Annotated in this window: 11 protein-coding genes and 1 CRISPR repeat array; of the genes, 4 read left to right on the forward strand and 7 right to left on the reverse strand. The window is 36.7% G+C overall.

Annotation, left to right across the window (positions count from 1 at the left end):
• Window positions 1-264 precede the first annotated feature (264 nt).
• A CRISPR array of direct repeats spans window positions 265-954; the repeat unit is 28 nt; unit sequence GTTCACTGCCGTGTAGGCAGTTTAGAAA.
• 335 nt (window positions 955-1,289) lie between these two features.
• The 3 genes from A9G23_RS00800 to rph form a co-directional block, all read right to left on the reverse strand.
• Window positions 1,290-2,387 carry a lactate oxidase gene (locus A9G23_RS00800; protein ID WP_065585809.1) on the reverse strand — a complete coding sequence of 366 codons (1,098 nt, stop codon included), beginning with the start codon at window positions 2,385-2,387 and terminating at the stop codon, window positions 1,290-1,292.
• 456 nt (window positions 2,388-2,843) lie between these two features.
• Complete coding sequence (pyrE, locus tag A9G23_RS00805) at window positions 2,844-3,491, reverse strand: orotate phosphoribosyltransferase (protein WP_065585810.1); 648 nt, start codon at window positions 3,489-3,491, stop codon at window positions 2,844-2,846.
• Window positions 3,492-3,504: 13 nt separating this feature from the next.
• Window positions 3,505-4,221, reverse strand: a complete 717-nt coding sequence (gene rph / locus A9G23_RS00810) for a ribonuclease PH (RefSeq protein WP_065585811.1) — start codon at window positions 4,219-4,221, stop codon at window positions 3,505-3,507.
• Between the two features lie 158 nt (window positions 4,222-4,379).
• Between rph and A9G23_RS00815 the strand changes: the two genes are divergently transcribed.
• The gene (locus tag A9G23_RS00815; protein ID WP_065585812.1) at window positions 4,380-5,246 is read left to right on the forward strand and encodes a YicC/YloC family endoribonuclease; all 867 of its coding nucleotides are present in this window, start codon (window positions 4,380-4,382) and stop codon (window positions 5,244-5,246) included.
• Between the two features lie 169 nt (window positions 5,247-5,415).
• Here A9G23_RS00815 and A9G23_RS00820 read toward each other — a convergent pair whose 3' ends face one another.
• On the reverse strand, window positions 5,416-6,795 hold the full coding sequence (locus tag A9G23_RS00820) for an MATE family efflux transporter (protein WP_065585813.1): 1,380 nt from the start codon (window positions 6,793-6,795) through the stop codon (window positions 5,416-5,418).
• Window positions 6,796-6,973: 178 nt separating this feature from the next.
• Here A9G23_RS00820 and yejK point away from each other — a divergent pair, with 178 nt between their 5' ends.
• The gene (gene yejK, locus A9G23_RS00825) at window positions 6,974-7,978 is read left to right on the forward strand and encodes a nucleoid-associated protein YejK (protein WP_065585814.1); all 1,005 of its coding nucleotides are present in this window, start codon (window positions 6,974-6,976) and stop codon (window positions 7,976-7,978) included.
• Window positions 7,979-8,009: 31 nt separating this feature from the next.
• A complete protein-coding gene (nfo, locus tag A9G23_RS00830) occupies window positions 8,010-8,849 on the forward strand; it encodes a deoxyribonuclease IV (RefSeq protein ID WP_065585815.1) in 840 nt (279 codons plus the stop codon).
• 60 nt (window positions 8,850-8,909) lie between these two features.
• Here the strand turns inward: nfo and yccS are convergent, their stop codons facing one another.
• The 3 genes from yccS to A9G23_RS00845 all read right to left on the reverse strand — a co-directional run bounded on the left by yccS (window position 8,910) and on the right by A9G23_RS00845 (window position 13,604).
• Window positions 8,910-11,063, reverse strand: a complete 2,154-nt coding sequence (gene yccS / locus A9G23_RS00835) for a YccS family putative transporter (protein ID WP_065585816.1) — start codon at window positions 11,061-11,063, stop codon at window positions 8,910-8,912.
• Between the two features lie 299 nt (window positions 11,064-11,362).
• On the reverse strand, window positions 11,363-13,000 hold the full coding sequence (gene pgm, locus A9G23_RS00840; protein WP_065585817.1) for a phosphoglucomutase (alpha-D-glucose-1,6-bisphosphate-dependent): 1,638 nt from the start codon (window positions 12,998-13,000) through the stop codon (window positions 11,363-11,365).
• A 100-nt stretch (window positions 13,001-13,100) separates the two neighbouring features.
• A complete protein-coding gene (locus tag A9G23_RS00845) occupies window positions 13,101-13,604 on the reverse strand; it encodes a hypothetical protein (protein ID WP_065585818.1) in 504 nt (167 codons plus the stop codon).
• 374 nt (window positions 13,605-13,978) lie between these two features.
• Here A9G23_RS00845 and A9G23_RS00850 point away from each other — a divergent pair, with 374 nt between their 5' ends.
• A complete protein-coding gene (locus A9G23_RS00850; protein WP_065585819.1) occupies window positions 13,979-14,479 on the forward strand; it encodes a glycine zipper 2TM domain-containing protein in 501 nt (166 codons plus the stop codon).
• Window positions 14,480-14,670: the final 191 nt, after the last annotated feature.

Genomic DNA, 14,670 nt, shown 5'->3' on the forward strand with positions numbered 1-14,670 from the left:
GATAAAATCAGAATCCGAAAACGCTTAACGCTATTTTTAAGGCTTTTATTAAAAAATTAAGCAAATTGATCTTTTGGTTTTTAGGTTTGGGTAGTACTAAGTCATGACACAGTCAAAAAACTAAAAAACAGAACCCTTTTTTTTTGCCATATTTTAAAAATAAATAAAATCAAATAATTAAAAACTCACCGCAAAAAAGGGTTTTTAAAACCTAAATAGCTATTTGCCTTTTTACATACAATATTGATAGTATATTAGCTTCTAGTTCACTGCCGTGTAGGCAGTTTAGAAAATCTGATAGTCAAATAAACAATTGGAGAAAAAGTTCACTGCCGTGTAGGCAGTTTAGAAATTCAGAAGTTTTAGAAATTAGCAATAAAAATGGTTCACTGCCGTGTAGGCAGTTTAGAAATATCTTTTTACCGGAGGAAGTTGATGAATATCGTTCACTGCCGTGTAGGCAGTTTAGAAAGTCTAGGCGGTTATTATTTTTTGAGCGTCATTGTTCACTGCCGTGTAGGCAGTTTAGAAAAATAGTAACACACTGCGTATACTAATAGTAACGTTCACTGCCGTGTAGGCAGTTTAGAAAGTATTTCGCACTAGAACTCGTGGACGAGTTTTGTTCACTGCCGTGTAGGCAGTTTAGAAATAGGTGTCCAAACGTCTTTATGTCTAGCCGTCGTTCACTGCCGTGTAGGCAGTTTAGAAATTCAGTTAACTCACAGTACTCATCTCAACATTGTTCACTGCCGTGTAGGCAGTTTAGAAATTGGAGTAGTGACAACGATTTAGGATCGAAAGGTTCACTGCCGTGTAGGCAGTTTAGAAAAAAATGGTTATACTCAAAATTATATAATGATTTAGTTCACTGCCGTGTAGGCAGTTTAGAAATGATACCCGAAAAAAAATTCCTGATACCCGATGTTCACTGCCGTATAGGCAGTTTTAATTCATCACGAAACGGTATAGAATCCTGAATATTTTTTACAAAAATATAGCCTAAAACGTAACAGTTGTGTAAATACTTCATAATGAGCATACAACTTAATAAATAATTACGCCGCTTGTTTTTGTGTTGTATATGCAATGGAAATCATGTTAGTTGATGTTTCATGAGGTCTTTTGGGGGTAGATAGCAACGGGTCATAATACGTTTAGCCAAATCAATGACGGCTATTTTTTTATATCATCGCCATAACACTTGTTGATGATATGGCGTTGTTTTTTTATATATTTATTAGAGTCATTTTTTTACTACTGTAACCGAAGCAAGTAATTTCTAACCATTATATTAATAGGGTATTTTTAATATCTTCGATCGTTTTTGTGCCAGCTAATTGCATGGTAATAGACAGTTCTTTGTTAAGATGATCAAAGACGGATTTTACTCCCTCAGCTCCACCTAAATTTAGACCATAAAGAATAGGGCGTCCAATAGCAACAAGATCAGCGCCACTTGCTAAAGCTTTAAATACATGTTCGCCACGGCGTATACCGCTGTCAAAAATGATTGGAACACGTTTAGCAACAGCAGCTGAAATACTAGGTAATACCTCAAATGAAGCGGGAGCGCCATCTAATTGTCTTCCACCATGATTTGATATCCAAATCCCATCAGTTCCAGCAGATATTGCAATGGATGCATCTTCAGGTGACTGAATGCCTTTTACAATAATAGGTAAATTTGCCATATCTTTAATTTTTTGAATATCAGAAGGAACGATACCTTGTTTTGCTGCGGCATAAATTTCGCTAATGCCTTTACCTGAACCATCGCCATTGCCGTTTGATTGACTGTAAGCACTGAGATTTTTCATAGGAAGTGGAAATTGAAATTTATTGACGATATCCTCTTCGCGATAACCGCCTAACGTTGAATCAACTGTTAGAATGATTGCTTTTGCGCCTGCTTTAACGGCTTTATCGATAATAAATTGGTTAAAATCATCATCTTTACTCATATAGAGTTGAAAAAAATACGGAACATTGGGCGCCGCATTTGCGGCATCTTCAATAGAGGTATTTGCATAAGTACTAATACAGAAAATAGAGCCAGCGGCAGCGACGCCTTTAGCGGTGTCTTTTTCGCCTTCTTCGTGAGCCAATCCTTGGGCTGCTGAAGGTGCTTGAATAATGGGTGTTTTTAATGAGATATCCCATAATTTTGTTGATAAATCTGCATGATCAATACCTTGTAATACCCGAGGGATAATTTTTTTGCGATTAAACGCTAAGGTATTTTCTCGCATTGTCCATTCGTCTTCCGCACCACCCCGAATATAACCAAAAGCACCCAACTCCATTCTGGCTTTGACTAATGCTTCTAAAGAAGCAATATTAACAATCTCTATAGCGTGTTCTTCATTACTTGTATGGTATGACATGATTCGCTCCTGATTATGAGAATTAATGTTGCAGTATTGTTATATCACAGCTTTTTTATTTAAAATTAAATAAAAATCATTTTTGACAAAATAGCATTTTTTATATTTATCTTTCTAGGAACTGTTTTAAATACCATTTTATAACAGTTATTGGTTGTTGTATTATTAATGCTTTTTTCTGTGGTTCAATATATCAATAGATGACAGTATGGTAGAAAAAAATTAAGGTGTTAAGGAGTATGTTTATATAGAATCAGCTTTTGTTTTTGTAAGGCTATAAATTAGTTTTCTAAAACTGTTTAATTATTTAAAATGTATTCAATAATTTCAATGTTACTATTACTTCAAATAGTACTGAGTTGAATATCTATTTTATTCATCAGTAAAAATGCGAAAAAAGCATCTTTCGATACTTTTATATTATAGCAGGGAATGTATATTCAAATTACTTATGATTTATTTTATTCCATACTCTGCACGATAAGCTTCAACTTGTGTGACTTGATCTTTTCGTGACGGATCTTGGTAAAGGTATTGGATTAAATCATCAAGCGTAATAATGGAAATAACATCACAATGATAGTTTTGTTTAATTTCTTGAATAGCGGATAGTTCACCACGACCTTTTTCTTGACGGTCTAGGCAGATGAGTACGCCAGCCAGTTTAGATTGGTTATCTGCTAATATATTCATCGATTCACGAATCGCAGTTCCGGCAGTAATAACATCATCAACCAGCATAACGCGTTGTTGATAGATCGAACTACCAACTAAGTTACCTCCTTCACCATGGTCTTTGGCTTCTTTGCGGTTAAAGCAGTAAGGCACGTCAACATTATGATGTTCAGAGAGTGCAACAACGGTTGATGAAACAATAGGAATACCTTTATAAGCCGGACCAAAAATGACATCGTATTCTAAATTAGCATCCATGAGCGCAGCTGCGTAAAAACGACCTAATAAAGCTAGATCTTTACCGGTATTAAACAATCCTGCATTAAAAAAATAGGGGCTTTTACGTCCTGATTTTAAGGTGAATTCACCAAATTTTAATGCTTGCCTATTTAAAGCAAATTCAATAAATTCACTTTTATATGATTTCATCGATTTTCTCCAATTACTCTTTTAAGGCCTGTCTTTGAGCATCAATAATGGTTGCAATGCCACTTTTTGCTAGCGCTAACAGTTTTAATAATTCGTCATGACTAAATGGTTCGCCTTCGGCAGTGCCTTGCACTTCAATCATACGTCCATCGTCAGTCATCACAATATTCATATCGGTTTCTGCGTTTGAATCCTCTATATATTCTAGATCACAGACCGCTTGACCATCGACAATACCGACAGAAACAGCAGCAACCAATGATTTAATTGGATTTTGCTTTATTTTACCTTCTTCAACCATTTTGTTGATTGCATCATTAAGTGCCACACAAGCACCAGTAATTGACGCCGTTCGAGTGCCACCATCGGCTTGAATGACATCGCAATCTAACGTGATGGTGTATTCGCCTAATAATTTAAGGTCAATCATGGCGCGTAGTGAACGGGCAATAAGGCGTTGAATTTCCATAGTGCGACCGGTTTGTTTGCCTTTAGCCGCTTCGCGCTGGGTGCGTGAATGGGTTGCACGCGGTAGCATGCCATATTCAGCCGTTACCCAACCTTGGTTTTGACCTTTTAAAAAACGTGGCACACCTTCATCAATAGTAGCATTACAAAGTACTTTAGTTTCACCAAATTCAACTAATACAGAACCTTCTGCATGCTTAGTATAATGACGGGTTATTTTGATAGGGCGGACTTGTTCCGCAGATCGACCAGACGGGCGCATGCAATTCTCCAACTGTTACAATTAAAAAATATTTTTGAACTAATTATTTAGGAGGACATCAACAAGATATGGTTGATGTTTAGCCTAAGCTAAGAGCGTATTATACAGAATATGTGATACAATGCCCAGTAAGTTTTTTACAAATTTAGGAAGCAATTATGATTTCCAGCATGACCGCTTATGCCAGAAAAGAGTTAAATCAACCTTGGGGAACTGCCTCATGGGAACTCCGTTCAGTTAACCAACGTTATTTAGAAACCTATATTCGCCTACCGGAACAGTTTCGCTCACTCGAACCGATAATCCGCGAAAGACTGCGCAATCGATTAACTCGAGGCAAAATTGAATGTAATTTACGCTTTGAATTAGATCCCACTGCGCAGAATCAAGAACTGTCATTAAATCAAGATCTTGCCAAGCAAATTTTAGATGCAGCGACCTGGATTCAAACAACACATCAATCAGGTCAAGTCAACCCGATTGATGTGTTGCGTTGGCCGGGAGTGTTATCGGCAAAAGAACAAAATCTTGATACTATCTCACAAGAAATTTTAGCGCTGCTTGATTCAGCTATCGACGAATTTATCGTCGTTCGTGAGCGTGAAGGTAAAGCACTGAGTGATTTAATTGTTAAACGCTTAGAAGCCATTACTGTAGAAATCGATAAGATTCGTGCTTGGATGCCTCAAATACTTGAGTGGCAAAAAGAACGCTTAAAAAGTAAATTAGCTGAAGCTAATATTGAACTTGATCATTCGCGCTTAGAGCAAGAAATAGTCATGGTTGCTCAGCGAATTGACGTTGCCGAAGAGCTTGATCGGTTAATGACGCATGTTAAAGAAACTTACTCAATCTTAAAGAAAAACGAAGCTATAGGACGCAGATTAGACTTTATGATGCAAGAATTTAATCGAGAATCGAATACTATAGCCTCTAAATCAATTAATGCGGATGTGACTGCTAGCGCTATAGAATTGAAGGTCTTAATAGAACAGATTAGAGAACAAGTGCAAAATATTGAATAATTTTATTTTTTAAAATTATTTATTAGCACACCCCCAATATAAATGTAATAAATTTTGCATTTATATTGGAATCTTCTTTATCTTTTTTGTTGCTAATTTAGTCTAATAAAATATTAAGGGGCATTTCGCCCCTGTTGATGTAATCTATCTTTGTATTAAGTGACCATTATTAATTACAATAATGTCTATTTTTAATAGATTTAAAATACCAATAAAGCACAATACAAGCCGTACCGGTTGATAACAGATCAGCCGTAGGTGCAGCAGTCCAAACACCATCAAAGCCAAAAAATAATGGCAAAATATAAAGTGCTGGTAATAAGATCAAAATTTGCCTTGAAAGACTTAATAAAATAGAAATTTTTGCCATGCCTATACATTGGAAAAAGCTCGTTGTCACCATTTGAAAGCCAACAAAAGCAAAAGACAGCGTAGTAAAGCGTAGCGCAATGGCTGATAGGGCAACAAGATCTTCTTCTGAACTAAATGCACGTACCAATGTATCAGGAATAAAAAATCCAAGCACAAAACCGAGCGAAGTCACCACCGTTGCCACTTTAACCGCATAAAAAAAGGTATTTTTAACTCGATCATAATTTTTAGCACCATAATTATAACCAATAATGGGTTGCATACCTTGGTTAATACCGATCACAATCATAATGACTAACGTTATAAGTCGATTAGCATTAGAAAAAGCGGCAATTGAATCATCGCCCGATACGTTAGCAAGCGGTGCATAACGATTAAGTTGCCAGTTAATGAATACTACGACAATTGACGCGGCCATTTGCATTGAAAAAGGCGATAAGCCAATTGATATAACAGATTTTGCAATTGACAGATCAAGCTTAAAGTTGCGGCGATAAAGCTTGATATTACTATTTTTATTTAAAAAATGCTGCATAACAAAAGCAAAACTGATCATCATGGACAGTGTAGTTGCCAGTGCCGCACCATGCATTCCCCAATCTAAGCCAATAATAAAAATTGGCGCCAAAATAATATTGGCAATCACACTGACAAACATAGTCACCATGGCTTTAAAGGGATAACCGCTGGCACGCATCATATTGTTATAATTAAACGTGAGCGTTAAAAAGATACTACCAGGTAAAAAAATCTCTAAAAACTCTTTAGCGTAAACATGATTAACAGGGCTTGAACCAACAAAGTGTAACACTGGATCTACAAAGTAGAGCAATAATGAAAGTGTAATTCCGCTCAATATTGCAGTTAATATAAACGAGGTTCCGGCGACTTTTTCGGCTTTTTCGTTTTCACCCCGACCTAAAAAAATCGAAATTCGACTGGCTGAACCGATCCCAACTAACATACCAATTGCCGCAGCTAAATTCATTACCGGCAAAATAAGACCGGCGGCACTTAATGCCTCGCGCCCGATCCAATGCCCAATAAAAATACCATCAATAATATTATAAAGTGTATTAACAATTGTACCGATAATTGCTGGTAACGCATATTGCCAAAATAAAGCGCTAACTTTTTTATGCCCAAAATCATGATAAATATCGTGAGATTTCATCATATTTTTTAATTCCCACTGTTAGATATTGTTAAAAAGTTTCAGATAAGGTATATGTTTAAGTATAATTTTGCAATTTAGGGACTATTAGTCTATCAGACTTATTAATTGTTGATAGCACTTTTTTAGCGCTTTGATAAAATAGTCGCTAATTTTTCGCGATCCAAACAGGAATCCCACAATGAGCGTACAATTAGAAAAGATCGTACTACATAAATTAATTAGAAAAAGCGATACCGAAATCGAATTACAACTGCGTGAGTCAATGTTAGGTAGTGAGCAAGCAGTTGTTAATCTAATTGAAGATATCAACCGTATCTACAACAACAAAAGCAAAGCCTATGGACTATTTAATAGCGACAGTTTATTTGAACAATCACTTAAAGAACTACGCCTTGGCAATCAAAACTTCTTACATTTTAGCCAAGAATCCACCAAACAACTGCGCAATGAACTAGCCAAATACCCTTTTGCGGAAGGGGGAACAGTAGTATTTTGCCAGTATCGTTATTTGGCGGTTGAATACTTGATTATTGCGGTTTTAAATAGTTGTTTAAGTATGCTAGTTAATGAAGACTTAGATATCAGCGAAACACAATACCTAGATATTGATCATGCCGATATTATTGCCCGTATAGACATCACCGAATGGGAAACCCAAGCCGACTCAAAGCGATATTTGACCTTTCTAAAAGGACGAGTCGGGCGCAAAGTATCTGACTTTTTTATGGACTATTTAGGTGCAAGTGAGGGATTAGATACAAAAGCGCAAAATAAAACACTGGTTAAAGCGGTTGATGATTACTGCCAAGAAATGCAATTTGACAAGCAAGACAAAACCAGCGTGCGCGAAAACGTTTACAACTACTGCCAAGCCCAATTACAAGCAGGTGAAGAAATTGAACTGAAAAATTTGGCCAACGAACTACCTGCCAGTGTTGACAATAACTTTATTGAATTTATTAAAAACAGTGAATATGATTTAGAAGAAACGTTTCCTGTTGATCGTAGTGCACTGCGTCAGCTTAAAAAATTCTCAGGTAGTGGTGGGGGATTAACATTAAGCTTCGATTCGAATTTATTAGGTGAGCGCATTAAGTGGGATCCGCAAACTGATTCTCTAGTGATTAAAGGGATTCCACCTAATTTACGTGATCAGCTACAACGCAATAGCGGTTCCAACTAATTATCAACCAACAACGTTATTAGGACAAAACATGAAATACATTGGTGCACATGTAAGTGCAGCAGGTGGGGTAGATAATGCCCCAATTAACGCTTACCAAATTGGCGCAACCGCATTTGCGCTATTTACCAAAAATCAACGACAATGGCACGCTAAACCGCTTGAGACCACAGTCATCGACAGCTTCAAAAAGCGTTGTGAAAGGTATGGCTTTACTAGCAAACAGATCTTACCGCACGATAGTTACTTAATTAATTTAGGTCATCCAGATCGAGAACAGCTTGAAAAATCTCGCACCGCCTTTTTAGACGAAATGCAACGGTGCGAACAGCTAGGACTGACATTACTTAATTTTCACCCAGGTAGTGACTTAAAACAGATTTCGGTTGATGAATGTTTAGCACGTATTGCCGAATCGATTAATATCACGCTTGATAAAACACAAAATGTCGTTGCTGTTATTGAAAATACTGCCGGACAAGGATCTAACTTAGGCTATAAATTTGAACATCTTGCCCAGATCATTGACCAAGTTGAAGACAAAAGCCGAGTTGGCGTTTGTATTGACACTTGCCACGCCTTTGCTGCTGGCTATGACTTGCGCACTGAAAAAGCTTGCCAAGAGACCTTTGCCGAATTTGAAAAAATTGTTGGATTCCAATACTTGCGAGGCATGCACTTAAACGATGCTAAAAGTGAATTTGCCAGTCATGTCGATCGCCATCACAGTTTAGGCAAAGGCAATATTGGTGAAACTGCATTTAAATATATAATGCAAGATCCAAGAATTGACGAAATTCCTCTTATCTTAGAAACCATCGATCCCGATATCTGGGCGCAAGAAATAAGCTGGTTAAAGGAGCAATGTTAATTGCAATAAAAAACTAGTTAGTCATAAAGGCGAATAATAGACAGCGATTTAAAAAATGCTCTATGTCGTTTTTGTATCAAGTATGGTAACCAGCTCAATAACCTCGGGCAGAATATCTAAAATTAAAGCCAATTGTTGCATCACTAACAGATCATTATTGGCTTTCTCATCATCAGTCGAAAGAACCGAAATTGTCTCAATATAATCGGTCACGGACTTTTTAATGGGTTGGTATTCGCCGTCCAACTTTTTATCGCTTAACAGATTAATAATATAGACTGACAAATCATCAAACAGATCGAGTGTCTGTTTTGAAATACACTTATCACGGTGGGCACCTAAAGTTGAAAGATAACTAATCAACGTATGATTCAGTGTCAATAAACGAAATCCCTGATCAATAGCTGCTGGATTCATATGCGGCTCTTTAGTCATCAAACTAATTAAAGAGGATAAATCCGCATTACTATCATGCGCTGCTCGTCTTGCTAATCGATATTGCGGATCATTAGTTTTGCCAGACAAATACTGACGCCCAATTAACGCCAAGTAATGGCTATCGTCATGACAAACACGATCGACAAGTTTAGGTAGATTTCTAAACTGCCAGTCAGGCCAAATAAAGCTCACTGCAAACCAAGCAATAAAACAACCAATCAATGTTGCAATAATGCGCGAAACCGCTACGTCTATACTGCTTTCACCAATCAAACTAAAGCTAAAAAACACCAGTAACGTAATAAACGCCGTAGCATAAGCGTATTGAGAATTCTTAAATAGAAAAAATAGCCAACCGGTAATAATAATTAACACTAATTGTTCAGGTACGCTTGGAAACAAAAATGTTAACGGAATACCCACTGTAATCCCTAAAATAGTGCCTATTACGCGCAATTTTAACCGATGCTTTGTGGTAGAATAGTTAGGCTGGCACACAAATAAGCTGGTTAAAATAATCCAATACCCATGTGGTAAATTAGAAAAACAAATGACCATATAACCCACAAAAAATACCACACACATACGAATTGCGTGGCGAAACAGTGCGGACTTAACCGTCACATTTCCTTTGATTTTGACAAAAATATCATGAAAACGAGTTAACTCCTCATCAATTAACTGATTATCTTCTTGCGCTTTTGACAAATGCTGCTCGGTATCAATATTGGCAAGTAACAGATCGATAGACAGCAAATTTTGATGTAAACTTCTTAGCGCCTTCACCATTATCATATCGGCCTTATTGCTTGCGTGATACTGATTAATTGCCTCTTCAAGGTACAAAAAATAACGCGAAAACAACGGATCATGCTGATAAGTTTGATTTAGCTTAATTGCCATTGCCAGTTGTGCACAAGCCTTAGCTTGTAAATTTAAAATACGTGCAAACCGAAATAAAATATCACTATGCTTAAAATGCACACTCAGCGCCTGATAATGCCCATGCGCCGAACTTGCACGTTCATGAATATCTTGCGCCACAAAATAATAGCTAAGCATCTTTCTAATATAAGCTTGTCCACGATAACTCTTTAAGCGATTAAATAGTGAGCGCTTGGTGTTATTAAAAGCACTAATTAATTGATTATTGCTATCGGTTAACTGCAAAGTTTGCTTTTTAAATCCATCTGACTCATCTGGATCGAACATTGCTGCCTTAGCATCAAGATATTGAGCCAAATGAATAAAACACATCGATAACGATTGTTGGGTTGTACGAATGGGTTGGATGATAGATTCAATTAACGAAACAACATTATACCAAAGTGCACCAAGCAACAAAAAACAAGGCAAGGTATAATTATCGGTATATAAATTATGCCCAAGCATAGTATAAGCGGCAATCAAAAGTGAGCCAAAGGCAATTACTCCATAACGTTGCCCAAGCGATCCAAGCATAATAAAAATAAACGTCGAAGATACTAAACCAATAATAAACAATATAGGATAATCAAATAACAATTCGACCGAAAACGTCGCAATAGTAAAACAGATCAACGTAAGGACTAAATTAATACAGCGGCTTAATAAACGCGTATCGATCTCGGTCAAACCTGCTGCTACAACGCCAAGTGTAAGAGGAATCACAAGCGAAGTGTACCCAAAATACCATGGAACCAAAGTCGAACCTGTTAAACTAATTAACATCCGAAGGCTAAAAAGAAGATTACTACTGTAAAAGACTTTACGTAATGTCAAAGTAAATGCGTGCACGGTATATGGGTTTTGTGTGAGTTCAAATGATAACCAGTAGGATACTATATTGTGGGGATTTGGGGAAGAGTTGTTTATTTTTTAGATATAAAAGATAAATAAAAAATCAAATAAAATCAATAGTAAACCTGAAGTTTTTTGACGTGTTTTAAGTCCTTTCTAAAAAACTATTTGTTTTTGGCTAGGTTGAGGACGTGGTGACCGTAGCTATTTTGATCTCAAAACTTAAAATGTCCTAAACCAACCTAACCTAATAACAGCAACCATATGGCTGCTGTTATTTATTGTGTTTTGAGCGGTTATTTAATCACTTTTGCCACAATTTCTTGCGCTTCTTGTTGAAGTGTATTTAAATGCTTGTTGCTTATAAAGCTTTCAGCATAAATTTTGTAGGCATCTTCTGTGCCTGAAGGGCGAGCGGCAAACCAGCCATTTTCTGTGATTACTTTAAGTCCACCAATTGGCGCATTATTAGCTGGCGCAGTCGTTAGGCATTGGATGATCTTTTCGCCGGCGAGTTTGTCAGTAGTTAATTGACTAGCATCAAGTTTGGCTAGTTTTTGTTTTTCACTAAACGATGCCGGTGCTTGAATTCGTCCATAATAAGAAACCCCAAATTTAGCTTCGAGTTCTTGATACTGTTCTTGTGGGTTTTTACCTAATTTAGCTGTCATCTCGGCAGCAAGTAGGCATAAAATAATACCGTCTTTATCGGTTGTCCAAACTTTGCCGTTAGTTCTTAAAAACGATGCGCCTGCGCTTTCTTCGCCTGCAAAACCAAGTTTGCCGTGGTAAAGCCCATCGGCATACCATTTAAAGCCAACTGGGTATTCTAGGTACTGTTTGTTCAAGCTATTTGCCACGCGGTCAATCATCGAGCTTGTGACAAGCGTTTTACCAATCGCGATATTTTTGTGCCATTGTGGACGGTTTTGGAACAAGTAATTAACACAGGTTGAAAGATAGGCATTTGGATTCATTAGTCCTTTTGGCGTTACAATGCCATGACGGTCAAAGTCAGTGTCATTGCCAAAAGCCAAATCAAATTGATCTTTTAATGTTAATAGCCCTGCCATCGCCCAACGGCTTGAGCAGTCCATGCGAATCACTTCGTCATGATCTAGATGCATAAAGCTGAAGGTTGGATCGACATTATTATTGACAATATCAAGGTTAATACCATATTTTTCGGCAATTCGTGGCCAGTAAGTAATGCCTGCACCACCGAGTGGATCAACTCCAATTTTGATCGATGATGATTTGATAAGCGACAGATCTAAGATGCTTTCAAGATCATTAATATAATCGGTCTCGTATTCTTTATTGTGGATATAATTTGAATTTATAGCCTTATCTAAGGTAATGCGTTTCACATCATTTAATTTGTTTTTTAGTAGTTCGTTAGCGCGGTTTTCAATTTGTTTGGTGATGTTTGTATCCGCAGGTCCGCCATTGATAGGGTTATATTTTATACCACCATCTTCTGGTGGGTTATGCGATGGAGTGATTACAATGCCATCTGCCAGTTGTGATTGTTTGCCCTGATTATAGGTCAAAATAGCATGCGAAATGACAGGCGTTGGTGTATAGCCCCAATCATGCGCCATAACTACGGTTTGTTGGTTAGCCGCAAACACTTCAAGCACTGATTTTAGTGCAAGTTCTGATAGGGAATGGGTGTCTTGTCCAATAAAGCAGGGACCCGTAATATTATTGGTTTTGCGGTATTCGGCAATCGCTTGGGCAACGGCTAAGATATGTGCCTCATTAAATGTACCTTTGTTTGAACTCCCTCGATGGCCTGATGTGCCAAAAATAACTAATTGGCTAGCATTATCCGTATCAGGTTGGATTTGGTAATAATTATTGCGTAATGTTTCAACGTTAATAAGATCCGATGGTTGTGCTAACATTCCTGCGCGGTTTTGCTTGGCCATTTTTTACTCCTTTTTCATAAAATAATATTTTTATACGGCTAAAAACATGAATTGCTTGAGTGAATATCACGTTTTTAGCTTTATATTTTTTATTTAACCGTTAAGGTAAAAAAGCATTGGTGACTTGATTTATCATGGTTTCAGATATACCCATGTCACTCATTATAGATTCAATAATATACAGCTTTCTGGCAGTATTAGTGTTACTAATAACCCAATAAGGCGTGCCAATGATTTCGCGGGGCTTAGTGTTTTTGCCAGATGTTTCAAGTAATTGTTTATCTTTGGCCAAATATTGTCGTTTGCTGCCATGTAATGATGTAGCGGCAATGGCAAAAAGTGCAGGGTTATAATTATACAAAGCACTAAGCAATAATAAAAAGCGACTAATAATGGATTTTTCGTTTGTGAAGGTGTCACTCGTTAATAAGTCATTAAAAAGGGGATAGTGATTTCCTTTTTGTGCGATAGTTTGTTGTTTTGCCAATGCCGGCTGGTTTATATTCAATAAACGTCGTAATATGCTTGATGCATCTTCGCCAATGTGTTTAGTTTGGCCTGCAATAAATTGGTATAATTCTTCGTCTATTTCGATAGTTTTCATTATTTTACATATGCCTATTAAATTATTTTACGGGACATCCTAAAGCAGGAATTTTGTCAAAATGCGAGTCTTTAGCCGTTTGGTTATTTAAACAATCATTTGATGTCTTTTCAAAAAACGCATTATCGTGTTTTTATGGCGTTTGATTTACATCATGACTGTCAATTATCATAACTGATAATATTAATTGAAAAAATAACCGTTTCATATACTCATTGCATGCTTGATAAACTATTGTGCTGAGTATAACTCAACTTAAACATAAATTGTATTGACTATTGATAAAATAATGAAAATGCTATTGTCGTTTTTTCAAAACGATATTATGCTGAATAATATATAACAAGTTTATACGAATATTATATGAGGAATAAATCATGAAAAAAATCATAACATTAGCTGTTTTAGCTGCAATCTTATCTGGATGTAGTAATAGTGATCTTTATTCTGGCGATGTTTATACCGCGGATCAAGCAAAACAAGTTCAACAAGTGAGTTATGGTACAGTTGTTTCAGTACGACCAGTTAAAATTCAAGCTAATGCGTCAAATGGTAAGAGTGAAAATGTAGCAGGTAGCTTAGGTGGTGCTGTTTTAGGTGGCGTTTTAGGTAATACTATTGGTGATGGTACTGGACGAGTATTAGCTGTAGCTACTGGTGCTATTGGTGGCGCAATTTTAGGTGATGCTATTCAAGATAAAACGAGTCAAGCCAGTGCAGTTGAATTAGAAATTAAACAAGAAAATGGCTCAAATATTGTTATTATACAAAAAGGTTCGGCTAACAATTTTTATGCTGGACAACCTGTTCGTTTAGTCACTAATGGTAAAAAAATTAGCGCTTCGCCACGTTATGATAACGGTTCAAGAGAATAATACTTAATTTTTATTTTTAATTTTCTTGGGGGTATATTGCCCCTAATTTACCTATAACTTTCGCTCATCTTCATAGTAACGTGTTAAGCTGAGTTAGTCATGATTGCTTGCCTTTTATCCATAATCACTAAACCTTTAATAAAAATTTGCCTGTCTAAACACTAACGTATAAACTCAACCCAATTCTTAAT

The organism is Gilliamella sp. App4-10 (assembly GCF_001690495.1).
Classification (GTDB): domain Bacteria; phylum Pseudomonadota; class Gammaproteobacteria; order Enterobacterales; family Orbaceae; genus Gilliamella; species Gilliamella apicola_G.